This window comes from Williamsia sp. R60 (assembly GCF_054063855.1).
This window is the reverse complement of the sequence record NZ_JBSSGR010000003.1, coordinates 691717-717845: the sequence shown is the minus strand read 5'-3', so window position 1 is coordinate 717845 and position 26129 is coordinate 691717. Positions and strand designations below refer to the sequence as shown.

28 protein-coding genes are annotated in these 26129 nt (G+C 64.2%); 17 read left to right on the top strand and 11 right to left on the bottom strand.

Features of this window, described 5'->3' with window-relative positions; translation table 11 throughout:
- Window positions 1-57 precede the first annotated feature (57 nt).
- The 7 genes from ACVWY6_RS16785 (at window position 58) to ACVWY6_RS16755 (ending at window position 7414) form a co-directional block, all read left to right on the top strand.
- On the top strand, window positions 58-702 hold the full coding sequence (locus tag ACVWY6_RS16785; RefSeq protein ID WP_457539546.1) for a TetR/AcrR family transcriptional regulator: 645 nt from the start codon (window positions 58-60) through the stop codon (window positions 700-702).
- Window positions 695-2164, top strand: a complete 1470-nt coding sequence (locus tag ACVWY6_RS16780; RefSeq protein WP_457539542.1) for an MFS transporter — start codon at window positions 695-697, stop codon at window positions 2162-2164. The genes ACVWY6_RS16785 and ACVWY6_RS16780 overlap by 8 nt, the downstream gene beginning before the upstream one ends.
- 97 nt (window positions 2165-2261) lie before the next feature.
- Complete coding sequence (locus ACVWY6_RS16775; protein WP_457539540.1) at window positions 2262-2924, top strand: hypothetical protein; 663 nt, start codon at window positions 2262-2264, stop codon at window positions 2922-2924.
- An 11-nt stretch (window positions 2925-2935) separates the two neighbouring features.
- Window positions 2936-4111 (top strand): alkaline phosphatase family protein, encoded by a 1176-nt coding sequence (locus ACVWY6_RS16770; protein ID WP_457539538.1) that lies wholly within the window; start codon window positions 2936-2938, stop codon window positions 4109-4111.
- A gap of 114 nt (window positions 4112-4225) precedes the next feature.
- Complete coding sequence (locus ACVWY6_RS16765) at window positions 4226-5035, top strand: UbiA family prenyltransferase (RefSeq protein WP_457539537.1); 810 nt, start codon at window positions 4226-4228, stop codon at window positions 5033-5035.
- Window positions 5036-5094: 59 nt separating this feature from the next.
- Window positions 5095-6672 carry an acyl--CoA ligase family protein gene (locus ACVWY6_RS16760; protein ID WP_457539535.1) on the top strand — a complete coding sequence of 526 codons (1578 nt, stop codon included), beginning with the start codon at window positions 5095-5097 and terminating at the stop codon, window positions 6670-6672.
- 61 nt (window positions 6673-6733) lie between these two features.
- Window positions 6734-7414, top strand: coding sequence for an esterase (locus ACVWY6_RS16755; RefSeq protein WP_457539533.1), 681 nt, complete (start codon window positions 6734-6736; stop codon window positions 7412-7414).
- Between the two features lie 5 nt (window positions 7415-7419).
- On the opposite strand, the gene ACVWY6_RS16750 is transcribed toward ACVWY6_RS16755, so the two are convergent.
- A complete protein-coding gene (locus tag ACVWY6_RS16750; RefSeq protein ID WP_457539532.1) occupies window positions 7420-7749 on the bottom strand; it encodes a hypothetical protein in 330 nt (109 codons plus the stop codon).
- A 326-nt stretch (window positions 7750-8075) separates the two neighbouring features.
- On the opposite strand from ACVWY6_RS16750, the gene ACVWY6_RS16745 reads away from it, so the two are divergent.
- The 3 genes from ACVWY6_RS16745 (at window position 8076) to ACVWY6_RS16735 (ending at window position 10428) form a co-directional block, all read left to right on the top strand.
- Window positions 8076-8444: a PLDc N-terminal domain-containing protein gene (locus ACVWY6_RS16745; RefSeq protein ID WP_457539530.1), complete on the top strand. Its 369-nt coding sequence runs from the start codon at window positions 8076-8078 to the stop codon at window positions 8442-8444.
- A 101-nt stretch (window positions 8445-8545) separates the two neighbouring features.
- The gene (locus tag ACVWY6_RS16740) at window positions 8546-9286 is read left to right on the top strand and encodes a glucose 1-dehydrogenase (protein ID WP_062796012.1); all 741 of its coding nucleotides are present in this window, start codon (window positions 8546-8548) and stop codon (window positions 9284-9286) included.
- A 65-nt stretch (window positions 9287-9351) separates the two neighbouring features.
- Window positions 9352-10428 carry an NAD(P)H-dependent amine dehydrogenase family protein gene (locus tag ACVWY6_RS16735; protein ID WP_457539528.1) on the top strand — a complete coding sequence of 359 codons (1077 nt, stop codon included), beginning with the start codon at window positions 9352-9354 and terminating at the stop codon, window positions 10426-10428.
- A gap of 29 nt (window positions 10429-10457) precedes the next feature.
- Here the strand turns inward: ACVWY6_RS16735 and ACVWY6_RS16730 are convergent, their stop codons facing one another.
- Window positions 10458-12161 carry a diguanylate cyclase domain-containing protein gene (locus tag ACVWY6_RS16730; protein ID WP_457539526.1) on the bottom strand — a complete coding sequence of 568 codons (1704 nt, stop codon included), beginning with the start codon at window positions 12159-12161 and terminating at the stop codon, window positions 10458-10460.
- 354 nt (window positions 12162-12515) lie between these two features.
- Here ACVWY6_RS16730 and ACVWY6_RS16725 point away from each other — a divergent pair, with 354 nt between their 5' ends.
- Together ACVWY6_RS16725 and ACVWY6_RS16720 are read left to right on the top strand one after the other, a co-directional pair.
- Window positions 12516-13580, top strand: coding sequence for a GAF domain-containing protein (locus ACVWY6_RS16725; protein ID WP_457539524.1), 1065 nt, complete (start codon window positions 12516-12518; stop codon window positions 13578-13580).
- Between the two features lie 293 nt (window positions 13581-13873).
- A complete protein-coding gene (locus tag ACVWY6_RS16720; RefSeq protein ID WP_457539522.1) occupies window positions 13874-14509 on the top strand; it encodes a hypothetical protein in 636 nt (211 codons plus the stop codon).
- A 328-nt stretch (window positions 14510-14837) separates the two neighbouring features.
- Here ACVWY6_RS16720 and ACVWY6_RS16715 read toward each other — a convergent pair whose 3' ends face one another.
- The gene (locus tag ACVWY6_RS16715) at window positions 14838-15011 is read right to left on the bottom strand and encodes a hypothetical protein (RefSeq protein WP_457539521.1); all 174 of its coding nucleotides are present in this window, start codon (window positions 15009-15011) and stop codon (window positions 14838-14840) included.
- 410 nt (window positions 15012-15421) lie between these two features.
- Here ACVWY6_RS16715 and ACVWY6_RS16710 point away from each other — a divergent pair, with 410 nt between their 5' ends.
- Complete coding sequence (locus ACVWY6_RS16710; protein ID WP_457539519.1) at window positions 15422-15799, top strand: histone-like nucleoid-structuring protein Lsr2; 378 nt, start codon at window positions 15422-15424, stop codon at window positions 15797-15799.
- Between the two features lie 13 nt (window positions 15800-15812).
- Here ACVWY6_RS16710 and ACVWY6_RS16705 read toward each other — a convergent pair whose 3' ends face one another.
- The 3 genes from ACVWY6_RS16705 to ACVWY6_RS16695 form a co-directional block, all read right to left on the bottom strand.
- The gene (locus ACVWY6_RS16705; RefSeq protein WP_457539517.1) at window positions 15813-16223 is read right to left on the bottom strand and encodes a hypothetical protein; all 411 of its coding nucleotides are present in this window, start codon (window positions 16221-16223) and stop codon (window positions 15813-15815) included.
- Window positions 16224-16438: 215 nt separating this feature from the next.
- Window positions 16439-17758, bottom strand: coding sequence for a transcriptional regulator (locus ACVWY6_RS16700; protein ID WP_457539516.1), 1320 nt, complete (start codon window positions 17756-17758; stop codon window positions 16439-16441).
- A 70-nt stretch (window positions 17759-17828) separates the two neighbouring features.
- Window positions 17829-19979 carry an MMPL family transporter gene (locus ACVWY6_RS16695; protein WP_457539514.1) on the bottom strand — a complete coding sequence of 717 codons (2151 nt, stop codon included), beginning with the start codon at window positions 19977-19979 and terminating at the stop codon, window positions 17829-17831.
- Between the two features lie 211 nt (window positions 19980-20190).
- On the opposite strand from ACVWY6_RS16695, the gene ACVWY6_RS16690 reads away from it, so the two are divergent.
- Window positions 20191-21309 (top strand): histidine kinase, encoded by a 1119-nt coding sequence (locus ACVWY6_RS16690; RefSeq protein WP_457539512.1) that lies wholly within the window; start codon window positions 20191-20193, stop codon window positions 21307-21309.
- Window positions 21297-21941 (top strand): response regulator, encoded by a 645-nt coding sequence (locus tag ACVWY6_RS16685; RefSeq protein ID WP_457539510.1) that lies wholly within the window; start codon window positions 21297-21299, stop codon window positions 21939-21941. Before ACVWY6_RS16690 ends, ACVWY6_RS16685 begins: the two co-directional genes overlap by 13 nt.
- A 2-nt stretch (window positions 21942-21943) precedes the next feature.
- Here ACVWY6_RS16685 and ACVWY6_RS16680 read toward each other — a convergent pair whose 3' ends face one another.
- Window positions 21944-22159, bottom strand: coding sequence for a hypothetical protein (locus ACVWY6_RS16680; RefSeq protein ID WP_030167137.1), 216 nt, complete (start codon window positions 22157-22159; stop codon window positions 21944-21946).
- A 101-nt stretch (window positions 22160-22260) separates the two neighbouring features.
- On the opposite strand from ACVWY6_RS16680, the gene ACVWY6_RS16675 reads away from it, so the two are divergent.
- On the top strand, window positions 22261-22680 hold the full coding sequence (locus ACVWY6_RS16675) for a YccF domain-containing protein (RefSeq protein ID WP_457539508.1): 420 nt from the start codon (window positions 22261-22263) through the stop codon (window positions 22678-22680).
- 18 nt (window positions 22681-22698) lie between these two features.
- Here the strand turns inward: ACVWY6_RS16675 and ACVWY6_RS16670 are convergent, their stop codons facing one another.
- The 4 genes from ACVWY6_RS16670 to ACVWY6_RS16655 all read right to left on the bottom strand — a co-directional run bounded on the left by ACVWY6_RS16670 (window position 22699) and on the right by ACVWY6_RS16655 (window position 25095).
- On the bottom strand, window positions 22699-23100 hold the full coding sequence (locus tag ACVWY6_RS16670) for a nitroreductase/quinone reductase family protein (protein WP_062796030.1): 402 nt from the start codon (window positions 23098-23100) through the stop codon (window positions 22699-22701).
- A 21-nt stretch (window positions 23101-23121) separates the two neighbouring features.
- On the bottom strand, window positions 23122-23994 hold the full coding sequence (locus ACVWY6_RS16665; protein WP_457539506.1) for an SCO6745 family protein: 873 nt from the start codon (window positions 23992-23994) through the stop codon (window positions 23122-23124).
- 76 nt (window positions 23995-24070) lie between these two features.
- Entirely contained in the window at window positions 24071-24541 is a 471-nt protein-coding gene (locus ACVWY6_RS16660; RefSeq protein ID WP_457539504.1) for an HD domain-containing protein, read from the bottom strand.
- A gap of 59 nt (window positions 24542-24600) precedes the next feature.
- Window positions 24601-25095 (bottom strand): DUF6328 family protein, encoded by a 495-nt coding sequence (locus ACVWY6_RS16655; RefSeq protein WP_023955246.1) that lies wholly within the window; start codon window positions 25093-25095, stop codon window positions 24601-24603.
- A gap of 99 nt (window positions 25096-25194) precedes the next feature.
- Between ACVWY6_RS16655 and ACVWY6_RS16650 the strand changes: the two genes are divergently transcribed.
- Window positions 25195-26088: an alpha/beta fold hydrolase gene (locus tag ACVWY6_RS16650; protein WP_457539502.1), complete on the top strand. Its 894-nt coding sequence runs from the start codon at window positions 25195-25197 to the stop codon at window positions 26086-26088.
- Window positions 26089-26129: the final 41 nt, after the last annotated feature.

Here is a 26129-nt window from a genome sequence, read left to right as displayed (position 1 = left end):
ATCAACCGAACATGCGATACGGTACCGTTCCGTTTCGTTTCGTGTTAGCGTCTGCCGGTGTCATCCACCAACACCGCGGACGAACGCCGTAAAGGCCGCCCTCGGGATCCGAGTCGCGACGAGGCGATCACCGACGCGGTGGTCGAGGTCCTCGTCCGTGACGGCTACGACCGCTTGACCATGGAGGGTGTCGCCACCGCAGCGGGCGTCGGCAAGTCCACCGTCTACCGCCGGTGGAGCAACAAGGCCGAGCTTGTCATCGACACGATGGCGACCCTCAAGCCTGCCATCGACGCCATCGACACCGGCACGCTCGAGGGCGACATCGAGCTGATGGTCTCCGTGTCGTGCAGTCCGCAATCACAGCGGCTGTTCCAGGTGATGGTGAGCATCTGTTCCGCCCTGCCCCGCGAGCCCGAGCTGCTCGAGGCGTTCCGAACGCGCTTCACCGAACCGCGCATCGCACGCATGACCGAGATGCTCGAACGGGCCAGGGGCCGAGGCGAACTCGGTCCCGACGTCGACGTGGCCATGGTGGCGAGCCTGCTGCCCTCGCTGATGCTGCAGCGGGCCCTCACGACAGGCCAGCCCGCCGGCCGCGCCTACGCCGAACAAATAGTGGACAGCGTGCTGCTCCCGGTGCTCGGTCTCCGCACGCGACCCATTTCGACCACCGACACGAAAGACACCGCCCATGACTGAAGCACCACCCTCCTCTTCGACCCGCAACGGCGGGCTCGCCCTGGCCGTGATCTGCGTCGCGCAGCTCATGGTGGTGCTCGACGCCACCGTGGTGAATGTTGCGTTGCCCAGCATCCGCGACGACCTCGACTTCTCCGCCGCCAACCTCACCTGGGTTGTCACCGCCTACTCGCTCGCGTTCGGCGGGCTCCTACTCTTCGGCGGGCGCACCGGCGATCTGTTCGGCCGCCGGCGGATGTTCATGATCGGCATCGCCCTCTTCGCGGTCGCATCGCTTGTCGGCGGATTCGCCACCAGCGAGATGATGCTGATCATCGCCCGCGCCGCTCAGGGCGCTGGTGGTGCCATCGCCGCGCCCACCGCTCTTGCACTGCTGGCCACCACGTTCACCGAGCCGAAGGCACGAGCTCGTGCATTCGGCGTGTTCGCGGCCATGGCCGCATCCGGCGGCGCCCTGGGGCTGCTGCTCGGTGGCGTGCTGACCGACTTTGCCAGCTGGCGCTGGGCCCTGTTCATCAACGCGCCGATCGGCGCGATCGTCCTCCTTCTGACGCCACGGGTACTCAACGAGTCGCAGGGTTCAGGCACCAAGCTCGACTTGCCGGGCGCAATCTCCGTCACCGCCGGCATGTCGATGCTGGTGTACGGCCTGACCAAGGCTGCCGACGACGGCTGGGCCTCGACAACCACTGTGGTGACCCTCGCGATCGCTGTGATCCTCCTGGTCGCGTTCGTGGTCATCGAGCACCTCTCGAGCCACCCGCTCATGCCGTTCCACATCTTCGCCGACCGCAACCGCACAGGCTCGTACCTGATCATGCTGTTCCTCGCGGCGGGAATGTTCACGACGTTCTACTTCCTGGCGCAATACCTGCAGAACGTGCACGGATGGAGCCCGTTCCACACCGGGGTCGGCTTCTTGCCCATGCCGGTGACGATCATGTTCATGTCCATCGTGGTGGTCCGACGACTCATCCCCAAGATCGGCATCAGACCCTTCCTCACCATCGGCCCGATTTTCGCTATCGCGGCGATGGTCTCGTTCGCACAGCTCGATGCGAACAGCAGCTATTGGACCTTCTTCGGATCCCTTCTGTTGCTCGGCGTGGGTATGGGGTGCAGCTTCGTGCCGCTCACCTTGACGGCCGTCAACGGTGTCGCGCCGCACGAGACAGGCCTGGCCTCGGCGTTGCTCAACACGGGCCAGCAGGTCGGCGGCGCAATCGGCCTCGCCGTCTTCGGCACGATCTTTGCGCACGCCGCGACCACCCGAGCCGACGACCTCGGCAGTAGCGCCGGCACCACATCTGGTCAGGCAGACATCTTCGTGGCCGGCCAGCAGCACGCCTTCCAGGCGGCAATCGTGGTGACAGTGCTGGCACTGATCGCGTCGCTTGCGCTCATCCGCGTCAACAAGGTCGCTACGCCAGACCCGGCAAAGGAGCCCGCACTGGCGGACTGATCACTTGGCCGGCGGCCCGTGTCGGCCGCGAAATCGTTGAGGTGCGTACATACTCCGCTTCGGCACGGGACGTTCGGCCGCGCGATAGCCTTCGGTGGTGATACGTCACAACGTTCGCACCGAATGCTGGGGTTTTGCGATCGGCTCGGCACTTTTCGCGATCGGCTCGGCGCCCGGATTCGCGAACTGGGCCGGTGCCCCGGCGGCCAATGTCTCGTTCTTCGTCGGCTCGTGGTTCTTCACCGTCGCCGCGTTTGTCCAGTTTCAGCTCTGCGGATCGCTTGGCGGAACCGCGATGTCGATCGCCGGGTCGCAGCGAGTCGGCCGCGAGGTGCACTCGTCGGAGTGGTGGTCTGCCACGGTGCAATTGGCGGGCACCGTCGCGTTCAACATCAGCACCGGCGCAGCGCTTGTCGTACATTCAGTCGCCGACGCAGACCGCTTCAGCTGGCGGCCCGACCTCTATGGGTCGGCCGCGTTTCTCGTCAGCTCAAGACTGGCGGTATTCGCCACCGAGCTCTACCGGCAGCGTGATGAACCCGATGCGCCCGATTGGGGCGCCACCGCCCTGAACACCGCCGGATCCATCGCATTCGGGTTCTCGGCGGTCGGCGCTTATATCGATCCGCAGTCCGGCAAGGTGGTTGCCCCTTTCATCGACCAGGTAGGCACCTTCGTCGGAGCCCTTTGTTTCATGGCTGCCTCCCTCCTGAGTCTCCCCCGAAAGAAAGCGCCTGCGAGACAGGCGGTCGCAGGTTAGCGTCGTAGCCGATGAGCGAATTGGATCCCCACAGCACCCTGCCGCCGTTGTCGTCGGTGCTCGAGTCGGTCGCCGCATCGCTCGGTGCGGCCGACTTCGACAATCGGCTGCGTCTTGTCCCGGCCCACTCGGCAACAGTTCTACTCATCGACGGTCTGGGTGCGGAACTGGTGGCCGCCCATCCGGTTGATGCGCCGAATCTCAATGCCGCGAGTCTGGACCATTCGACGGTGGTCGCCGCCGGCTTCCCGGCCACCACGTCGGTGAGCCTGACCAGCTTGAGTACCGGGCGCACGGTGGGGCAACACGGAATGGTCGGCTACACGTTCAGGGCCGGTGCCGATGGGCTGGTCCCCCAGTCGCCGATCCTGAACACACTGCGATGGTGCGTACACGGAGATCACGACCACGACCTGCTGCATGTGGCGGTACCCGAGGACATCCAATCGGGGACAACGATTTTCGAGCGCTGCCGCGCGCAGGGATTCATCACCCGCCAGATCGTCCCGGGCCACCACATCGGATCGGGTCTCTCGCGCGCAGCCTTCCGCGGGGCCGGGCAGGTGATCGCCGCCGAGAAGCTCGACGAACTGCGCGTGGCCATCCTCGCCGAGATGACCGGGCGCGAACCGACACTGGCATATGCCTACTACGGTGGCCTCGACCTCGCCGGGCACCTCGAGGGACCGGGGTCGGAGTCCTGGCGCGAACAGTTGCGCCTCATCGACGAGATGGTTGGCGCACTTGCGGATGAGCTACCGGCGGGCAGGCAGATCGTCGTGACAGGTGACCACGGGATGGTCGACACCTCGACCGGCCGATTCGACATCGACACCCACCACGAGCTGACGATCGGTACCACTGCGGTCGCCGGTGAGGCACGGGTACGGCACATCTACACCGAACCGGGAGCAGCGGCCGATGTCCGGAGCGTCTGGCAGGAAACGCTGGGCGACCGCGCCACCGTGGTCACCCGAGAAGAAGCGATTGATGCCGGCTGGTTCGGGCCGGCTGTGACCGAGCGGCACAAGGTCAGGATCGGGGATGTGATCGCGGCGGCCCGCGGAGTGACCGCGATGGTGCGCTCCGTCGTCGAACCACTCGAGTCCCAGCTCGTCGGGCAGCACGGGGCCTGGGACTCGGCAGAGCAGTTGGTCCCGGCCATCGTTCTGCGGGGCACCCGCTGACCTGTTCGTGTTCAAGCGAGTTGTGTCGGAACGAGTTCGCCGTACCGTTGGTTCGGTGAAGGCAACACGGACCACTCGACGTGCCGCCACCGGCCCCACGGTGATCGACGTATCGTGCTGACACTCCGGCCGGCAGTTGCGTTGGTGGGCGCGGCCCACGTGATCCCGGCCCTCGCTGTCACCGCACTGACCGCGGCTGTCGCCTTCGCCGCTGACGTCGAGGCCCGGTTGATCATCGTGTTGATGGTCGCCGTCTTCAGCGGGCAGCTGATCGTCGGCTGGACAAACGATCTCATCGACCGGGACCGGGACCGGCAGGTCGGCCGGACCGACAAACCGCTGGCCGCCGGCCACCTCAGCTCCAGGACGGTGACCGTTTCGGTTGTCATCACTGCCGTGGTGTGTGTGGTCGCATCGCTGGCGTGCGGGGTGGCACCGGGACTGGTTCACCTGGTTCTGGGCGTCGGGTCTGCACTGGCCTACAACGCAGTACTCAAGTCGACGGTGTTCTCCTGGGTTCCCTACTTCATCGCATTCGGTTCGCTACCGGTGGTCGTGATGCTGACCGCCGAGCCGAGTCATCTGCCGCCGCTGTGGATGGTCGCGGTCAGTGGACTGCTCGGGGTGGGGGCACACCTGCTCAACGTGGTGCCCGACCTCGGAGACGACGCCGCCACCGGCATCGAGGGACTGCCGCATCTGTTGGGCGCTCGAAGAATCCCCTACGTCGCAGCAGGACTGCTCGTGGGCGCCACGGCGATCGCAGTGATCGCCAACGCCCACATGCCATGGCTGTGGGCCGGACTCGGCGCGGTGGTTGTCATCGCACTGGCAACGATGCGCGCTCCTGGCCGGACCCCGTTCTATGGTGCGATCGTCATCGCCGCGGTCGATGTCACCATGCTTGTGCTGATCGCGCGGTGACGCCGCGGCCACGGACGCCGAGCCTACGATTGCACCATTCGAGTGGCCCAGGAGGAGCAATGACGATGCCAGCAGAACGAGCAGCCGACCCCCATCCGAGTGACTTCACCTTCGCCCCTTTGACCCCGGCGGCATTTCTGACGCGGGCTGCGCAGGCCTTCTCGCACCGCACCGCCATCGTCGACGGCGATCTCACCTTCACCTACGCCGACTACCACCGACGCGCACTTGCCCTCACCGGAGTGCTCGAAGACCTGGGGATCGGTGAGGGCGACAGGGTGGCGGCACTGTGTGCCAACAGCCACGTGATGCTCGAACTGCACAGTGCCATCCCCCTACACGGTTCGGTTCTGGTGCCCCTCAACATTCGGCTCTCTGCGCCTGAGATCGAGTACATCCTCGACCACAGTGGAGCGAAGGTCCTTGTGGCAACAGCCGAGTTCGCCGACGTCGCTGCCAAAGTCGCCACAGCAGTGGGTATTCGACTGATCGTGGCAGGAGGACCCGACGACGAATACGAACAGTTGCTCTCTCAGTCTCCCGGCGCGGTACAGCGCGAACCCAGCGAACGTGGTCTGCTGGCCATCAATTACACCTCTGGGACAACCGGGCGGCCCAAAGGCGTGATGTACCACCACCGGGGCGCATACCTGCAGGCCGTTTCGATGGCCTACCAGTCCCGTCTCGACCCGGGCTCGAACTACCTGTGGACCCTTCCGATGTTCCATTGCGACGGTTGGTGTTTCACCTGGGCCGTCACCGCGGCAGGCGGTACACATGTCTGTCTACGGGCGATCGACACGGCCGAGATCTGGCGACTGGTCCGCGACACCGGCATCACCCACTTCTGCGCTGCGCCGACGGTGTTGACGATGATCGCCGAGGATCGTTCTGCCTCACCGCTCGACACCCCGATCCAGGTGTCCACCGGCGGCGCCCCGCCGTCGCCCGCCCTGCTCGCCCGGATGGCCGCGCTCAATATCGAAGTGACCCACCTGTACGGGATGACCGAGACCTTCGGCCCCATCGTTGTGAATCAATGGCAACCCGAGTGGGACGCAGCCACACCCGATGAGGTGGCCGAGAAGAAGGCGCGTCAGGGCATCGGGAACATCACCGCCGGGCCGGTGCGGGTCGTTTCAGCCGACGGCGACGATGTGCCGTCCGACGCCCGGACGCTCGGGGAGCTGGTGGTCAGCGGCAACAACGTGATGCTGGGCTACTACCGCGATTCCGATGCCACCCGCGCCGCGACAATCGACGGGTGGCTGCGCACCGGCGACCTGGCAGTGATGCATCCCGATGGCTACGTGGAACTCAAAGACCGCAGCAAGGACGTCATCATCTCCGGCGGCGAGAACATCGCCTCGGTCGAGGTCGAACGTGTCCTCGACGCGCATCCGGATGTCGTGGAATCGGCCGTGGTCGGCCGTCCCGACGAACGCTGGGGTGAGGTGCCGGTCGCCTATGTCACCGTCCGGTCGGGCCACGACCTCACCGCAGCCGACCTGATCGAGTTCGCCCGAACCAGACTCGCCCGTTTCAAGGTCCCCAAAGAGATCGTGTTCAGCGACCTGCCGAAAACCTCGACCGGAAAGATACAGAAGAACGTGCTGCGGTCGGGCCACGGAAGGTAAGTTCGGTGAGTTCGGTTCACTGACGTTCCCCGAAGCCCCGTTCCTCGGGCAGACTCGGGGTATGGAGACCATCGACTACGCACCCGGACGACAGGCAGACCTCTTCGGCGACCCAGCACGTCCCACAGTGTTGCTCTGGCACGGGATGCAGACCGATGCACGTGCCGCTGTTCGCCCGCTCGCCGAACGAATCGCCGCACACGGGGTGAACGTGATTGCTCCGGACTGGGATTCGCACTCCGCCGACGGTGGTCGAGCAGATCTGCTCCGATCAGCGCAGGTTGCGATGGACCGCACCGAATCTTCGAGCGGGTTTGTCATCGTCGGGTGGTCACTCGGTGGCATCGCGGCGGCCGGACTCACCATCGACGCCGACGCACTCGGAGTCCGTATCCATCACGCCGTGTGCCTCGCCGGAGCCTTCACGGCGACCAATCCGCTCACCGGCGAGAAGCTCCCCGAGGAACTGACGTCGACCGGTCAGCGACCCCCGTTCACGTTGCTGCACGGCCGATCCGACGACGTCGTATCGATCAGCTCCAGCCAAGGTTTCGCCGCCACACTCCAGCTCAGTGACTGGCCGGTCGAACTCGTCGAACTCGACGCCGATCACGGTTCGATCGCCGGAGCGGCCTACGACGCGGCCTCCGACCATTACGTGCCCTCGGATGCGCCCGACACCGCAGCCGTTACCGCTGACGTGGCATCCCGGGTCGCGGTCGCCTGCGGCGTCACTTCCTGAGGTCGTCAGTCAACCAATGTGAAATTGTTGTTGTCCCAGTTGATGTCCCATGAAGTGGTCGCCGCGAAGATTCGCTGCGGCCACGAGAGGTCATAGAAGTAGCAATCGCCGTAGCTCAGGGCTTTGGTCTCACCTGGCGCGATCGTCCCCACCCACTGAGGCGCGACTGGCGCTGGCGTCGTGGGTACGACAAAGACGTTGTAGGCCGCCGCGGTCCCGGTGTTCGTCACGTTCACGGGACAGCCGAAACCGGCGCCCCAAGACAGCGCCACGTCCGTGTACCCCGGTGCCGCAGTAGCGGGCGCCGCGGCGACCCACCCTCCTGCCACGGCCATTACACACGCCAATGAACCAAGTACTCTCCTCATTCAACCCACCCCATTTATCTCGATTTCCGCTTCCTTCTGAAAAGATAGTCCGGAATGAATGGATTTATCAGGGAACAAAGAGCGCATCAAAACCCAATAGATTTTTGTAGCATCAGTAATTAAATCGGCCCAACACGGGTCGAATCCAGCTGGATATGCAGGTGACACTCTTCCGCCGAGCAGCGTAATCAAGCTTCCCGAACTCATCCGTTCCGGGGACGCGCGTCGCCAGTGCCTCGGGATACGAATGAGGGTCGCAATTTTTCTGCGATTTCACCGAGTGGGGGGTTCGCGTGCCATATCTGAGTCTGATCGTGCTCGTCGTGATGATCGCCGCACTGGTAGACATCATCGGAAGTGACGCCGCCGGAATCCGGGGACTGCCGCGCTGGGCGTGGCTTCTCCTTGTGATCATCTTGCCGTTGGTCGGATCGATCGTGTGGTTCCTCGCGGGCCGTCCGGTCTCCGGCGTCTCGGGCCGGGTCAGCGGTTCGGGTCGCGCCTCGGCACTCGGCTACCCCGAATACGACGTCCCGGGACGATTCGAACCGCAAGATCCCGAAGCAGATGCGGAATTCTTGCGCCGATGCCGCGAGCGCGCGGAACAGCAACGACGTCAAGGTGAACTCGACCGCCGTCGACGCGAACGCGAGACCGACTGACTCCCTCGTTCGTCAGCAGACCGCAACGTCCGTCGGCACTGGACCGATTGCGCGACACGGGTCTGGACACATGTCTGGATTTGCAGGTACCGTGTCGCCCCATGGGACGCGTGGACGGAAAAGTTGCAATCATCAGCGGCGGTGCTCGAGGAATGGGCGCATCGCATGCGCGGTTACTTGTCGCCGAGGGCGCCAAGGTCGTGATCGGCGACATCTTGGATGACGAGGGCAAAGCGCTCGCCGATGAGCTCGGTGACGCCGCACGCTATGTGCACCTCGACGTCGCTCAGGCCGACCAATGGCAAGAGGCTGTGGGCATTGCCGTCGGCGAGTTCGGCAAACTCAACGTTCTGGTGAACAACGCCGGCATCGCCAATGGCAGTTCCATCCAGGCGTTCAAGCACGATAAATGGCAGAAGATCATCGACGTCAACCTCACAGGCACTTTTTACGGAATCCAGGCCTCGACCGATCCGATGATCGCGGCCGGCGGCGGTTCGATCATCAATGTGTCGTCGATCGAAGGACTTCGCGGAGCACCCTGGGCCCACGGGTATGTCGCCACGAAATGGGCCGTCCGCGGACTCGCGAAGTCAGTGGCCCTCGAACTCGCCCCCCACAACATACGGGTCAATTCACTGCATCCGGGCTTGATCCGCACACCCATGACCGAGAAGTTCCCTGACGACCTGGTGACGATCCCCCTCGGCCGCCCGGGCAACTCCAGCGAGGTCTCCACGTTTGTGTTGTTCCTGGCAAGTGACGAGTCGTCGTACGCCACGGGTACCGAGTTCGTGGTGGACGGCGGGTTGGTCACCGACGTGCCGCACAAGTCCATGTAACGCACATACGTGGCAGCACTCGCACGTTGATCGCAAGTCGCACAACACTTCACGAGGAGGCACCCATGGCGATTCGCGTCGCTCATATCGGAACCGGGAACGTGGGGAGTTTGGCATTGACCCAACTCATCACGAGTGCGGACTACGAACTGACCGCTGTCGGCGTCTCCACAGAGTCCAAGATCGGCCGCGACGCGGGTGAACTCGCGGGTCTGGACGTCGTCACCGGGACCACCGCGGTCGGCGACATCGACGCGGTGCTCGCGACCGAACCCGACTGCGTCGTCTACTGCGCGATGGGAGACACCCGTACCGGTGATGCGCTCCGGGACTGCCAGAAGATCCTGGAAGCCGGCGTCAACGTTGTCGGGTCGTCTCCCGTGATCCTGCAATACCCATGGCAGCTACTACCCGACAAGAACATAGCCAGGGTCGAGGCGTCGGCGAAGCAGGGTGATGCCAGCATCTTCATCACCGGCGTCGACCCCGGCTTCGCCAATGACCTCATCCCGCTCGCGCTGGCCGGGACGTGCCAGCGTATCAAGCAGGTCCGCGTCATGGAGATCGCCGACTACGCCACCTACGACGGCGCCATCGTGATGTTCGACGTGATGGGCTTCGGCAAACCGCTCGACGAACTCCCGATCCTCTTTCAGCCCGGCATCCTCGGATTCACCTGGGGCACAACGATCCGCCAGCTTGCTGCCGGTCTCGGCATCGAGGTGGACGAGATCACCGAGAGCTTCGAGCTCGAACCCGCGCCGGATTCGTTCGACGTCGCTGTCGGACGAATCGAGAAGGGCACCGTCGCGGCCATGCGTTTCGAGATCCACGGCAAGGTCAACGGCCACTCGGCCATCGTCGTCGAACACGTCACCCGACTACGCGACGACCTCCGGCCCGATTGGGCCCGCCCCGCGCAGGAAGGCGGTTCGTACCGCGTGGAGATCACCGGCGAACCCAGCTACACCGTTGACATCTGCCCCACCAGCGAGAAGGGCGACCACAACCATGCCGCGATCGTCGCCGCGGCAGGCCGCATCGTCAACGCGATCCCTGAGGTCATCGCAGCGACTCCGGGCATCCACACCACGCTTGATCTGCCATTGGTGACCGGTCGAGGGCTGTTCGCCCACGCCTGACGCCCGCGAAGCCCGGACCCTGACCGAGCTCAGCGCACCAATTTGATTGCCGCCGGCGCGAATTCGCGGCTCGGGTGCGACTTGTCGTGCTCCACCGTATGGCCTCCGCCGCGGAGCTTGGCCTGGTACATGGCCGTGTCTGCATCGCTGATGATGTCCTGGGCAGTGCGCTCTTCTCCGTCGCGAATCCGGACAATGCCCACACTTGTGCGCATCCGGAACTCCTCCCCGTTGATCTCGATCGGATCGAGGAGCAGCAGGTGGATGTCGTCGGAGATGTCTTCCATGTCCTCTTCGTCGACTCCGATCAGCACAGCTACGAACTCGTCGCCGCCGACACGCCCCACGTAATGCGGTGCGGGCAACGCCGCACGCAGCCTTCTGCTCACCGCGATGAGGGCGCGGTCGCCGGCGCGATGACCATGAGAGTCGTTGACGTTCTTCAGTTTGTCGAGGTCGATGTACATCACCACGTCGATGTCGCCCGAATCTTGTTGTGCAGCGCGGTTCTCCAGCATTGTGCTGAGGCGACGCAGTACATAGGAACGGTTGGGCAGGTCGGTCATCATGTCGTGGTCGGCCGCGTACTCGAGTCGTGCGGCATGCGCCCGGCTCTCGGTGACGTCGGTGAACGAGATGACCACCGACGAATGGTCGGGGTCGTTGGGGCTCAGGACAAAACCATTGCACGACAGCCACACTCTGCTGCCATCGAGGCGGTCGAAGCCGACGATCGCATCAATGACCGGCTTGTGCGTGGCAGTCACGATCTGCGACGGCCAGTTCTGCGGCGGAATGGGAATGCCATTCAGGTCGACGATGGTGATGCGCTCCGCGGTGGAGCCTGCGGCCCTGCGCTGTTCGCTCTCGAACATTCGCCGAGCAGCCGGGTTGGCGGATTCGACCACCCCGTCTTGAGAGATGAGCAGCACGCCCTCTTGAAGTGAATTGACCACCGAGGTGAACTTCGTCTCGGCTTCGATCTGTGCGGTGTTGTCCGAACAGACCACCACATATCCGCCGTCCATCTCGGAAACAGCCAGACGCATCATCCTGGGAGTGCCGTCTTTCGCGTAGTGCACAACGCTTTCGGCGGGTTTGCCGACACGGCGACGGAGGTTCATCGGCGCCCCCAGTACCTCGGCGACCGGACAGCCGATCGCCTCGACCGCGGTGGAGCCGTAGATGGACTGTGCGGCAGGATTCCAGCTGACCACTGTTCCGGCGGAATCGGTGGCGATGATGGCGTCGCTGACGGTGGCCACCAGCGCGACCTGATGACGGATCGCCTGCTCCGCGGCTTTGGTGGCCGTCAGGTCCCGGAAGATGACCTGGTAGGCAAGCGCACCTCGCCACTTCGTGAGGACAGACACGATCTCCATGTCGATGACCGAGCCGTCGAATCGGACCATCCTCACCTCGACCGCGTCGGTGAAGTCACCGTCCGTCGTGAGTGAGACCAACTTCGTGGTGATCTCGCGGATCGAGTCCGGATGCATGACGTCAGTGATGGGCCGACCGACCAAGTCGTCGAGCCTGGTGGCGCCGATCTCCACGATGGCCGCGCGGTTGACATAGACGATGACACCGCCGGAGTGCACGGCAATCGGATGGGGGTTGTGCTCGACGAGACTTTGATAGTGCTCGTGCTCACGCAACGCACGCTGCTCGGACGCGTCTTCGACGGCCCCGATGGCCTGTCCGGTGCTCACGTCTGTGTTGTTGTCGCTCATCGCACGGCTGTCCCCCTCTTCGATCAAGTACAGCATGGGACCACTGAGACCGTGCTGTGAAAACCCACCAACCTGGACGAGGTTGTTTTGGAGTTGTCGCCGTAGAGACCGAATAGAACGACCCGGGTGATATTCCGTGGAATTGCAGGTCCGTTCGAAAACATTCCGGTCGGCCGTCTTTTCAAGGAAATAGTCACGCGTCCAGAATTAAATCGGGCGATGCCAGGCTGCTGCCCCGGGGGCCGGCACGCGATTGTTGAGACGTCGGCGCACCACGCACAATGGGGCTTGGAATGATGGGGTTCCGTAGGGTATCGAGATGTCACCCGCGGGAGGCGGCGACATGGGGGGCCGATGACTGTTTCACCCGGCACGTGGTTGTTGATCGCGACCTTTCGCGGTTCCATCGCGGGCGTGGTGGCCAAGGGCGACAATCCTGCGGTGCCGCCTGGTGCCGATGGGTTTCAACAGCTCAAGCGAGTCGACCTTCCGCTGCCCGTCATCTCGAAACTCGTCAAGCCGGCCGTCGAGGTCGCAGTGGCGTCGCAGGCCCCTGTTCGCAAAGAGCTACTCCTTCGAGGGGACCGACTGCACGCGTACGCCGAGCCGGTGACCTCTGGTTCGGGGAACGTTCACGCGGTCTGGGGATGGGCCGGGGGTACAGCCGAGCCGGTATATCCCCACGTCATCACCGGCGCTTGGGAATGGGACCTGCAGAGCCTGACCGTGATCTACGGCCCCGGCATACCCGACATCTACGGGCGCGATTGGGCGATCGGGAAGCCATATCCACTGCACAACACGGTCGACACTTTCTCGGAAGCGGACATGGTGGCGGCTGCCGGAGTGCTCGCGAGTCGCGCGGACGGCACCCGTTACCCGATGACCGTCCGCATCGATCGCCCCTCAGATGGCCCCGACGGCAGTTCAGACCCCAGGTCGCTACGGGCGGCCACCGAGGTGATCAAGACTGATACCGGGTGCTTCTGGCGCGGGGTGACCTGGGACGTGACGCCGTTCGACCCGCCCCGCGAGAACCCCCTCCACGCTGCCAACAACCTTCTGGCACAAGAAGTGGACGGGTGGACCGCGATCGTCTACTGGAAGCTGGATCGGTCACAAACGCATGGTGACCGCTTCCCCATCATGGTGGCCCGCTGGCAGGGCCAGAAGGTGCTCGATGGCATCCATGTGGACCCAGACAACGGGCGCGCCCGTGTTCATCCCGACGATCACGGACTCCCGCACCGTTGGGCGGAAACACTTGAACGCGAGCCTGAACTCACAGCAACGCTTCGGCTCTGGGGCGACGACGCGCGCTGGCACACGCTGGATCTCGTCTGCCAACGAGTCAAGGGCACCGAACCCCCGGCGGCCACTGTTCGCATCACTCGACGCGCAGAGCCGCACGGAGATTGACTGCCTCCGGACGCCCCCGTAACCTGACTAACGCTCTCGTGGTCGACTACCCGTAACAAGTTGTGCCGCTACGAGATACGCCGGGCTGGCGACCTGCTCGGCGGTGCGTACCAGTCGTGTCTCCGCGGTGTGAAAGCGATTTCGCACACGCCGGTAGTTGGGCACGGTCCGCACCACCCGCCGGAAAGGTAGTACTGATCATGGATCGAGGAGCCGACAGCACGGGACCACGGCGCGATACTGTTGTCCAGCAGGAGCTTCCACGCAGCGCAAAACCTTACAGTGGCATCGCGTTGCAACTCTACGATCTGTTTGTCCTTCGTTTCACCTCCCCGTACGCCTGGGGCTGCCACCGCAAGACGATCTCCGCCCTCTATGCCGAACACTGCACCACCGTGCACGCGGAGGTGGGTGTCGGGTCCGGGTACTTTCTTTCCCAGCTCGGAAAGACCTGGGACAAGCTGGCGCTCGTCGACCCGAACGACGCAACACTCGCATATGCCGGAGCGCGCCTCGGGCAGGGACGCCTCACCGGAGAGCAACCCCGGATCGCTGGATACGTGGCCGACATCCTCGTCTCAGACGATCTGCCCCCCAGCCGCTACAAGTCCGTCGCCGCCAACTACCTCATCCATTGCCTTCCGGGACCGATGCCGGCCAAGGAACCAGCGGTGGCCAACCTCGCTCGCATGACGGACGCGGAGGGAACACTGTTCGGTGCCACCGTGATCGGTACGGCTCAGCACAATCGTCTCGGGCGCATCCTGATGTGGGCGTGCAATCGAACCGGCGCGTTCGGCAACACCACCGATACCGAAGAGATGTTGCGCGATCTACTCGAGCGGCACTTCTCGGTCGTCACGGTGTGGCGGGAGAATGCCGTCGCCCTCTTTGTCGCGTCGTCGCCCCGACACTCAGAGGGCTCTTAGGCAACCCCGTCCACTTGGCGGCCGAATCGTTCTTCTGCGTTAATCGGCAGTACCGGCAATACCTCAGTGTTCTCGGATGAGGTCGCAACCTCGGCCGCATTGGAGAAGCGGGCTCGGCCACCACAGCAAACGCGTCCGTCCCGAGCGACATTTCTATGGCCGCCGATTGATCGTGACATCAATGGGCACACCATTCACGTCATCCAATACGCGTCAAGGCACTTGTGCATTCTGTCTTCACCGGAACAATTAATAGACACGTGTCCACAGCGGGCGAACAATTGCATTCACGCCCGAATGACAATGCATCGAAGGTCGCGAGCTGCTGTCAATTGGCCAGTTCGATGAGCACGATCACACCTATGACCAGGCCCAGAAGAGCAGTGAGGGCTAGGACCTTCATCAGATCGCCCCCGATCAAGGTGTGTTTTGCCGACGGAATCCGGTCTACATCAACAACTGACGCATCCAGCGGCATTGATGAATCATCCTTGATTTCCATGGATTCGTTGTAATCGTTCACGAAATACCGACCAACTCTGATTTGTACACTTCAAAACCCCCCATCCGGCTTATCTTGCCACGCCGGAGTTGTAAGCGCGAGGCCGATAAGACGTACATGGTGAACTTCAAACCCTAACGCTCCAGCGGCGTACACATCGTTGCCGACGGTGCCACCGAACTCCCTGGGCACCTATCGCAACAACGGCGAGGGCTCGAAGAACAGTTCAGCGGAGCTTCGCCCCGAGCGGGCACAACACGTTGGCCGAGCGGTCAGCAGTAGCCTCAACAGGCTTACGTGCGGAGCCATTCAACCGTTCATACGACGAATCACATCGTCCACGAGACGTTTTGCGGACGGATTGTCTTTTTAGCCCGCGTACCGACACCAACTTGGCTATCTTTAGCCGCATGGCGAAAAAGACCGTCGTTGAATACGTCGACGACTTGGATGGCAAGCCGGTTCACATTGATCAGTTGCACACGATCGAGTGGTCGTGGCTGGGGGTCGACTATGTAATCGACACCAGTGCAACAAATTTGGAGAAGATAGAGACAGGCAGAGTTCCGGTCTCGACTTTGCTGAGCAAGTCGGCCCGCGTAGGTGGTCGTCGACGGTCGACCGCACCCAAGCACCACACCAACGGCCGCCAGGGGCCTGTTGTCGGCGCCGACGAACGGACATCCATTCGGCAATGGGCCCGTGAGCAAGGCTATGACATCGGCGATCGCGGACGCATCAGCCAACAGATCATTGCCGCCTACCGGGAGCAATCGGACGGGCGTTGAACGAAGACCCGAGCTACCCGCGGGACCACCCACCCTTGGTGGGCTCCTCACGGGCTACCGACGGCACCAGCCACTGGCAATTCTCTATCGCCGAACCGACACCACTCGAGTAGGACGAGGTGCGGTTCAGTCGTATGTGCATCTCCACGCAGCCTGCGGGGTAGCGCGCCGCCACTTGCGCGATCCTGTTCGCCCACAGCAAGTTCGACCCCAGCAGGAAGCCGTCGGGTAGCGGGGTGGCCCATACGGCCTCAGCCAGAGCCTCTGCTTGATAGGTCGCGAACAGCTTGGTGGTCAGAGGATCGAGTCTGACGACGTAGCCCTCGTCTGAACCGACGGGTTGTGCCGCCACAACGGGGGCGGTAAGAGTGGCAGCGCCGATGACGGCCACCGCCGATGCTGCTGCTCGGATCCATCGGGTCATGTCCGCCTCATTCTTCGCGTGTATGCATCGGCCGGCCGACCACGGCGCCGCTCGCGACAAATGTTCGGCCCTGATATGCCTATCAGCTGGAGGCCGGTGCCGATAGGTACCAATTGTGGGGGCACGTGAGTTGGCACCAACTTCGTCCCCGTGAGTAATTGTCGAGGGCTATTTGCCCTCGGAGATCGCGCAGGGGGATGAAGTTGGTGCGTCGATCAGATCCCGAAACGCCGATCGAGCAGCCGTACTCTGCCGCGGACGAGGGCTTCGTCGCGGTGACCTGGTGGGAGCGTCTGCGCCCAGCGACGCCACGCCGTCAGGTCTTCACGCCCGTGCACCGAGCCGGTCCACACCCGCAGCAACTCGGGGTCGCGTGCCGCGAGGACCGTCGAACGCATGTCTTCCTTCAGCTCCTCGAAGACATCGGCTATCCCCGGGGCCAGTGACGCGGCGAGCAACCCACCGCGACCGAACTTCTCGATGGCGCCGGCGACATCACCTCCGCGGAGCAACCGACGCACCTGCTCGATGTCCGACTCAACGGGCACCGTGAGGCGGTACGGTCGCGACGCCACCAGGTCCGCACCCAGGTCGCGCCGGAGCCGGGAGATCTCGGCACGTACGGTCACCGGGTCGATCCCGTCCTCGGCGAGCATGGTGGCGATCTCCTCGGTACCGAGACCATCCGGGTACTCACCCAGCAAAACCAGGATCTCCGCGTGCCGGCGGGACAGTCGGAGCGCAGGCGCCGAACCGGTCCGCCAGAAGTAACGATCGCCGTCCAGCACAAGCAATTCCGGGCCCGTCGCCGGCGCCACCGCAGGTGCATTCCCGGTCAGGGTGCGCACCCGCAGCTCGCTTTCCACCGCCGCGACAACCGATTTCACCATCGACAGGGCAAAGGGTGCGGCCACCCGCTCGCCGCCCGTCACATCGATCACGCCGATCACGGCGCCGGTCACGGGATCGTGCACCGGAGCCGCGACGCAATTCCACTCCTGAACGGGTACCGAGAAGTGCTCTGCCCCGAAGATCTGCACGCCGTGGTCGACCTCGAGAGCCAGGCCGGGGGCATTGGTGCCGGCAACGCGCTCCGCCCACACCGCTCCTTCGACAAAATTGATGCCGCCGGCCTGGTCTCGGGCTTTGTGGTCGCCCTCTACCCACAACAGCCGACCCACGTCATCGGTGAGAGCTACCACCACACCTGAGTCGGACACCTCGTCGAGCATCAGCGAACGGACCAGAGGGTAAGCGGCTGCCATCGGGTGTCCGGCGCGGTATTCGAGGAAGTCGTTCCACGACATCCCTCCCGCGTCGATCATTCCCGACGGGTTGACGCCGCCCTTGACCGAGCGCAGCCACGAGTCCCGGACCACCGACCGCACCGAGGTGGGGCCGGTGGCCGGGGCAAGTGTGCCCGTCTGCACAAAGAGCTCGTGGGCGCGGCGTACCTGTTCGAGCCGGGCAGCCGGGTCTTCGCCGGGGGTGAGAGCAGTCCAGAAGTCGCGGGCCGGTGACGTTGTCTCACTCATCGCGTCCTCCGATCTGTTCTCGGCGTCTGTCACGGCACGGCCGTGAGCCTGCCCTCAATTGTGCACTACCTCACACCCGAGCAGGTGCGACCTGGGGATCCGAAGCCTGACGCCGGACAGCGCGGTCACGCCGTGGCCACCACGCCCGGTCACCGAGGAGTACCAGGATGGACGGCAACAGGAGCAAGCGCACGATGGTCGCATCGATCAGGATGGCCGCTGCCAGCCCCACCCCCATCTGCTTCATCTCCACCATGCTCTGCGCCGCGAACAACGCGAACACCGAGACCATGACCAGCGCCGCGCTTGTGACGACCCCGGCGGTCTGGGTGACGCCGGCGCGCACCGCGGCCTTAGGCGTCAATCCCATGTCGATACCTTCACGAATCCGGCTCAGGACGAACACGTGATAGTCCATCGACAACCCGACGAGCACAGCCAGCATGAACAGCGGTATCCACTCCACCACGGTCCCGTTCGAGTTGAAGTCGAGAATGCTCTCGGCCCACGAATGCTGGAACACCAGGGCCAGCACCCCGAACGCGGCACCCACCGACATCAGGTTGAGCAGCGTGGACACCACTGCGATCACCGGGCTCCGGAACGTCGCGATCAGCATCAGCATGGTGAGAGTCAGGATCACCGCGATGACCACCGGCAGACCATCGGACTGGTTCTTCGCCGAGTCGTACTGTTCGGCGAGGTCACCACCGACAGCAAACCGCGCGCCGTCCACAGGGTCGATCTGATCGGGCACCACGCTTGTCCGAAGTGCCACCAGGGCGTCATCGCCTTTGGCGTCGTCCGGCGGGTAGGTACTGGCGAGTTCGAGGATGCTGGTGCTGCCGGACGGCGAGATCGCGGGCTCTCCGGTGACCGTCCACTCGCCTGAGCTCTCGGCCTGTTTGCCGATGTTGTCCAGTGCGACAGCAACTTCGGCAGCATCGCCGCCCTGTACAACGATCTTGGCCGAAGGGCCCTCGGACGGGAACTGCGTGTTCATCGTCTGCGCGACCTGCACCGCAGGTAGATCCTGTGGCAGCGTGTCGAGGTTGGCGCTGCGCATCGTCATCGACAACGCGGGTACCGCCAGGGCGAGCATCACGACCAGCCCCACCAGCAGCGCGGTGATGGGTCTACGGATGACGGGTCCGATGATCCGCGAGCTGATCCCGCCCTGACCGATCCGATTGTTGACGCGCCAGAGCAGCGGCACCCGGGGACGATCTACCCATTTGCCGAGCTTGGCCAGCAACGCCGGCAACACAGTGAGGGAACCGATGACCGCCACCGACACCACGATGATCGCCGATGTGGCGAGCGAGTTGAACGTCGCACTGCCCAGCGCATAGACACCGGCGAGTGAGGCGATCACCGCAACACCGGACACGATGATCGAGTGCCCGGAGGTGGCTGCCGCTATCTCCACCGCATCGATCGTGCTGTGACCCTTCCGCCGCTCTTCGCGTTCGCGTTTGAGGTAGAAGAGCGAATAGTCCACTCCGACAGCCATTCCGATGAGCAGCACCATCGACGACGCAGTCGACTCGGAAGGAACGAGGTAGGAGATGGGAGCGTAGATACCGATGGTGGCGACCACTGAGGTGATCGCCAGCAACACCGGGATGCCGGCGGCTATCAGCGCACCGAAGGCAACAAGCATGATGCCGAACGTGATGGGGATGCTGATGATCTCGGCCGAGACCAGGTCGTCGGCCACCCGCTCGTTGATCGACTCGTCGAGCGAGACATCGCCGGTCTGACCGAACGTCAGTTCCGGGTGATTCGACTCGACCGCCGCGACGGCGGTGTTGATATCGGTGATCGACGCGTCCTCGTCGCCCGGTGGCGCACGTAGCTCGATCGCCGTCAACAGCGTCGTGCCATCGGGACTCCACACCGGCGCCACGATCTCTTGCACCTGATCCGAGCCGGCCAGTGCCTCGCGCAGTTCGTTTGCGGCGAGCAGCGCCGCGTCGCGGTCGCCGGTGACGACGACGTACTCGGTGTCCGGTGCGGCGAGACCGGCTTCGTGGATCATCTGGTCGGCAGTCCCCGATTGACCGACCCGGTAATCGGCGTCGTCGGTTGTCTGGGTGGGGATCAACGCGCTCAAACCCACGGCCAGCACCACGAGTGCAAGCCAGAGTCCTATTGCGCGCCAAGGGTTGTGCGCACTCCACCGCGCCACTGCCTGTGGCCCTCGGGTCATCTTTCCCATGTCAGCTCCTGATGCGTGAGGCGGTCCGCCTCGACGGGTGGCCCGGCGAACACCGAGCACCACCTGAGACTGCTCGCTTCCCGGGGCCCGGTCAGGAGCGTCAATCCCCCAGGTGAGGGCGGAATATCCCACCCCTGGGGTAGGCCCAGGTCTACTGTCATCTACTGCCCGCTTCGGTCACGATGGAGACCTGAAGAGTGGAAGGACCGCTGTGAGATCCGACGAAGAACCGACGCCGATTGTTCGGTGGCTGAAGGCGGCCATGTATGCCGTTGTCACCACTCTGCTCGCGCCGGTCGCGCTGGTGCTGTTCGTCGTCCAGGTGGTCGCGATCCCGCTGGTCCTGGTCTCCGTCGGCGCTCTGGTGCTGTGGATCAAGGTGCCGATCACCGGCGCGTTCTGTGACCTTCATCGGCGGATGGCAGCAGGCGTTCTCGACCGGCCGTGGCAGCCGGGTGATTACCGGCCCACGAACAATCGAGGGATCTTTCATCTGTTGTCCGTGTGGAGTACCGATTCCCTGCGCTGGCGCGACCTCGGCTGGCTGGTGATCGCGTCGACGGTCGGATTTGTCATCTCCTTGGTAGGAGTGATCTTCACGGCGACCCTCATCCTGCTCCCCTTCGTAGAGCCATTGATGAAAACCCGTGCCGTGATGGATCTGTGGGCGCTGAACCGCAGCCGTAACGAAGTCCTCGAGGCACGCGTACACGAGGTGACCGAGTCACGGGCCGCGACAGTTGATTCCGCGGCAGCCGAGCTGCGCCGGGTGGAACGGGACCTCCACGACGGGGCTCAGGCGCGGCTGGCCGCCCTCGGTATGACGATCGGTCTGGCCGAGAGTCAGATCGCCACCGACCCGGAAGCGGCCCGGCAACTGATGGCCGAAGCGCGGGCGTCTGCCACGTCGGCCCTCGGCGATCTGCGATCAGTGGTCCGCGGCATCCATCCCCCGGTACTGGCCGATCGCGGCGTCGGACCGGCAGTTGAAGCGCTGGCTCTCGATATGCCCCTGCCCATCACACTCAATCTCGGTGTGCGCGAACGCCTTCCCATTTCCACGGAGAACGCCGTGTATTTCGCGGTTGCCGAGGCGCTGGCCAACATCGGAAAACACGCCCGTGCACGGAACGCGTGGATCGCCATGGGTATCTTCGACGGTGTGCTGCGCGTGGAGGTCGGCGACGACGGGGTGGGCGGCGCCGCACCCTCGGGCTCGGGGCTGCACGGTGTCACCCAGCGATTGACCGCCCTCGACGGAAGGCTCTTCGTGCACAGTCCGATCGGTGGGCCGACCATCGTGTCGATGGAGGTGCCATGCGCGTCGTGATCGCCGAAGATCACGTTCTCCTGCGGGACGGGCTCACCCGCATCCTCCAAGCCCACAGCATGGACGTGGTGGCGGCCGTCGACAACGCCACCGAGCTCGACGTCGCGCTCGGCGACGCCTCCATCGACGCTGCGGTGCTGGACGTACGGATGCCACCCACGTTCACGGACGAAGGTCTGCGCGCTGCCATCAAGATCCGGGCCTCCCGTCCCGGCTTCCCGGTCCTGGTGCTCTCTCAATACGTCGAACAGCTCTACGCGCGAGAGCTGCTGGAGAGTGGCGAAGGGGCGGTCGGCTATCTCCTCAAAGACCGGGTGGCCAACGTCGCCGGGTTCATCGATGCCGTACGGCAGGTTGCCGCGGGCGGCACCGTCCTCGATCCGGAGGTGGTGTCGCAGCTGCTCACCGGTCAGCGAGCCGACGGACCGCTGGAACGTTTGACTGCGCGGGAACGCGAAGTGCTGGCCCTGATGGCCGAGGGCCGCTCGAACGCAGCCATCGCCGAGGCCATGTTCTTCTCCGAGAAAGCGGTCAGCAAGCACTCGAACAGCATCTTCACGAAACTCGATCTGCCGGTGTCCGCCGACGACAATCGGCGAGTCCTGGCGGTGCTCGCCTATCTAGGGGTCTGACCTCAGCCGCGGATCACGTTGTAGAGGAAGGTGCTGCCGGCCAGCAAGATGCCCGAGACAGCGGCCGGCCAGAACCAGTTGTTGAGCAGGTCCGACCGAAACGCCACCACAACCCAGCCGATGATCAGCAATGCCGTGGTGAGGGTGGTGACGATCCGGACCAGCAGGATCACGATCATCCCGAACGACCACACGAGCTCTCGAAGCCCAGATCTCATCAGACTCCTCAGAAGCGAAAGTCCCGTCAGCTTCTCAGAAGAACGCACAGGGTGGCTGCGTTCATCCATGCGGAGTCGGTCACATTTGGCAGACTGAACTGATGAAGACCATTCTGAATGTCATCTGGCTCGTGCTCTCTGGATTCTGGATGGCGTTGGGCTACGTCGCCGCCGGAATCATCTGCTGCATCCTCATCATCACCATCCCTTTCGGGATCGCATCGTTTCGGATCGCCGCGTACGCCCTGTGGCCGTTTGGCCGAACCGTGGTTCGCAAACCCACAGCCGGGGTCGGCTCGGCCATCGGCAACGTGATCTGGCTGATCTTCGCCGGTATCTGGCTTGCGATCGGCCACATCGTCACCGGAATCGCTTTGTGCCTCACCATCATCGGCATCCCGCTAGGCATCGCGAGCTTCAAGATGGTCCCGGTATCGCTGCTGCCCCTGGGCGCGGAGATCGTCGATTCGGACGAGGTCGGTGTCATCACCGCTCCCCCGCCCCGCCAGCGCACATACTGATCGCGCGCCCGCCCGACCTCAGGCTCGAGACAGCTCGAGCACCGGAATCGTGCGGCTGGTCTTCTTCTCGTAGTCCGCGAAGCCCGGCATCAGACCGGCCTGCTCGGCGTAGATCCGGTCGCGGTCGGCGCCGGTGACCTCGGAGACGGTCACCGGGACGGTGTCGTCGCCGATTTCCACCTCGGTTGCCGGGTCGGCGAGCAGATTTCGGTACCACTGGGGGTCCTCGTCGGCGCCCGCAGCGCTCGCGAAGATGTACGAGACCCCGTCCTTGGGCAGATAGACCAGCGGGGTCACGTACTGCTTACCGCTCTTGATCCCCTTGTGATGCAGCAACAGAAGTGGCGCGCCCTCGAAATTGCCACCGACCTTGCCATGATTGGCGCGGAACTCTTTGATGATCTCGTCGTTGAAGCCCATGGCGAAAAGTCTAGGCGCTCATCACCCGACATCGTCGAGATCGAGACCCATCGGAGTGACCGACGGGATGTCGCCGCTCGCGACCACTGTCTTGGTCAGCGTCATCAGCGCCGAGGTGAGTTCATCGACCTCGGATTCGGACAGGGCGTTGTACGCAGGTGCGGCGAGCCGGTCGGTGGTGGTCTCGATGTCACCCTTGAGCGCTCTCCCGGACGGCGTGATCGCCCCTGAGTGGTCGAGCAGTCCACGCTCGGCCAAACGTTCTGTGAGCGCTGACCATTCGTCGGGTGTGTACTTGCGACTGGTCTCGAGAACCGACCGTGGGATGGCAGCGGCACTCGAATGCAGCACCCCTGCCTCGCGACCGGTGACACCGGCGGTGGTCAGGGCGGCCACGTGGCCGTCACCGCGGTGTTCGCGCAGCAGGGTCGCGGCATGCCACAGGGCCCCATACCGATCCTCCGGCCACGGCAGCGCCGCGTTCGCCGCAAACAGCGCCCGACCACCCAGGTCTGCGTTCTGCGCTGCCGGCCTCAGCAGCGCCACCACCCGATCGACCACCTCATCGTTCCCCGCCGAACCCAGCATCCGCTGCAGGGTGGCCACCGCGGCCTGTCGACGCACATCGACCGCCGTCTCCGGCGGAGCGAACCGCCAGGCGTCCGGGATGGCCCGGGCGACATGGTCGGGCGCGAAGTTGTAGAACAGCGCGGTCACGATCTCGGGACCCACCTCGCCCAAGGGCGCGGCACGACCCGCGAAGTACCCCATCCAGAAACCGCGATAACCGGCCGCTGCCAGTGCCTCTCGCGTCTCGTCCGAGAAGTAGGTGACGGCGTGGATCGGTTCGAGCAGTCGCCACAGACGACGCGCAGTGGACAATTCGATGGCCATGGGCTCGACAATGCCATTGCGCGCGCAGATCAGCCATGGTTCTGCGACGCCCGACCCGACCGACAGGAGTTGCCGACTACAGCGCGTCAGCGAGAAACTCGACCCCGAGACACCGGTAAGCGGTGCGGTACTTGGTCCGCAGCCGTGCCTGTGTGTCGTCGGGCAGGCGGTTCAGCCGAACCGGATCGGTGTTGTCGGCGAGGTCGGCGAGTTTGACGGCCAGAGCCATCCGGTTCGTTCGTATACGTGCGTAATACTCTTGCGGCGCAACATGTTCGGTTCGGGTCAGCAGCGTCACCGCATCCACCACAGTTCTCGGGATGCCCTCTGCCAGCAGATCTGAGGCGGTGATGTCCGAGTCCTCGATCACGTCGTGCAGCAAGGCGGTTGCGATGTACTCGGCCGACTGGGGCATGACTCTCGTCGCGACCGAACGAGGATGCACGATGTACTTGCCACCCACCTTGTCGACCTGTCCGTGATGGGCGCGGTCCGCGATGGCTCCGGCCACCGCGATCAGATCTTCGCCGCTGCGAGATTGCGCCATGATCCGCCTTTCCCAGATGTTCCGACTGTAAGGGAAGGCCGGGTCCCATGTCCGGACGATCAGGTATCGCGCCGGCGATAGCGCCAGGGATAGGCGAACCAGAAGAACGCGAAGGTGAGCAGGGCGACCAGACCCGCGACCCACCCCACTGATTTGCTGACCACCAACTCGAACACCAACGTCATGACGCCGGTCAGCGCCACTCCGAGCAAGACAAGCCCACCGAGGGCGAATCGCTGGGCGGAGTTCACCAGCTCTTCGAGACGGTGCCTCCGGAACAGCAGCCGGTGCATGGCCACCGGTGCGAGCAGCAACACCGTTGCGCCGACCGAAGCGGTCACCGTCACGAGATACACGTTCTGGAACAGACCATCCTGCTCGTAGAAGCGGTCCTGGAACGGCACCGTGAGCAGGAATCCGGTCAGCAGCTGAACGCCGGTCTGCACCACCCGGAGCTCCTGCAGCAAACTTGCCCAGTTGCGGTCGAGACGCTGTGTGGGAGTCTCGTTGCGCTCCCTGCGCAGCCAGTCGTCGTCAACCGTCTCGTCGCTCATCTGCCAATGGTCGACTCCTTCCTTCGCACTGGCAAGTGCCTGCCGAAACGCGGTGGATATGGTCAGCCGAGAGGTTTCACCGTGGCGAAGGAGCAGGCAATGGCAACGGGTCAGTCCGGGACAGCAACACCCGCGTGGTTCACCGCCGCCATCGAGCAATCGCCCGACCATCGCGACGTCGAGGTCGAGGGTGCGTCGGTGCATCTGCGTTGCTGGGGCGAGCCCGGCGCGCCCGGTGTTGTCCTGGTGCACGGTGGTTCCGCACACTCGGGATGGTGGGACCATGTCGCGCCACTCCTGGCCGTCTCACATCGGGTGGTCGCCCTGGACATGACCGGTCACGGCGACAGCGATGCACGCCCCGACTACCCGCACGAGACTTGGGCCGCAGAGGTACTGGCCGCCGCGCAAGCGGGCGAGATCGCGGGCAAGCCGTACGTGGTGGGACACAGTATGGGCGGCTGGGTCACAGCAGCGGTGGGCGCTCTGCACGGCGAGCGGGTGGCAGGCATCGTGGTGATCGACTCACCCCTGCTCAGTGAACCGCCCGAAGAGGTGATCATCCGCCAGTTGAGCCGCAGGGCGCGGGCGTATCCGTCCAAGTCCGAGATCATGGCCCGCTTCCGCACCGAACCGGCACAAGAACTGTTGCTGCCCTACGTGGCCGAGCATGTCGCCGGCGAATCGGTGCGAGACACTGAGGCCGGCTGGATGTGGAAGTTCGATCCCGACATGTTCCGTAAACGGCACGAAGGCGGCCAGCGGGTCAAAGTACGGGACTTCTTGGCGCAGGTGAGCACGCGGGCGACCTACATCCGCTGCCAGAACGGCATCGTTCCTTCGGAGACCGCTCAGGAGATCGCCGGCCTGTTCGTCCCGCGGGCCACCGTGGTCGAATTGGCCGAGGCCGGGCACCACCCGATGATGGATCAGCCTCTGCCTCTGGTCGCCACACTGAGAACTGTTTTCGCGCACTGGGATTCGGCTCAGTGACATCGAGCGCCGCAACGTCGGCGATGGCGGTGCTCCACCAC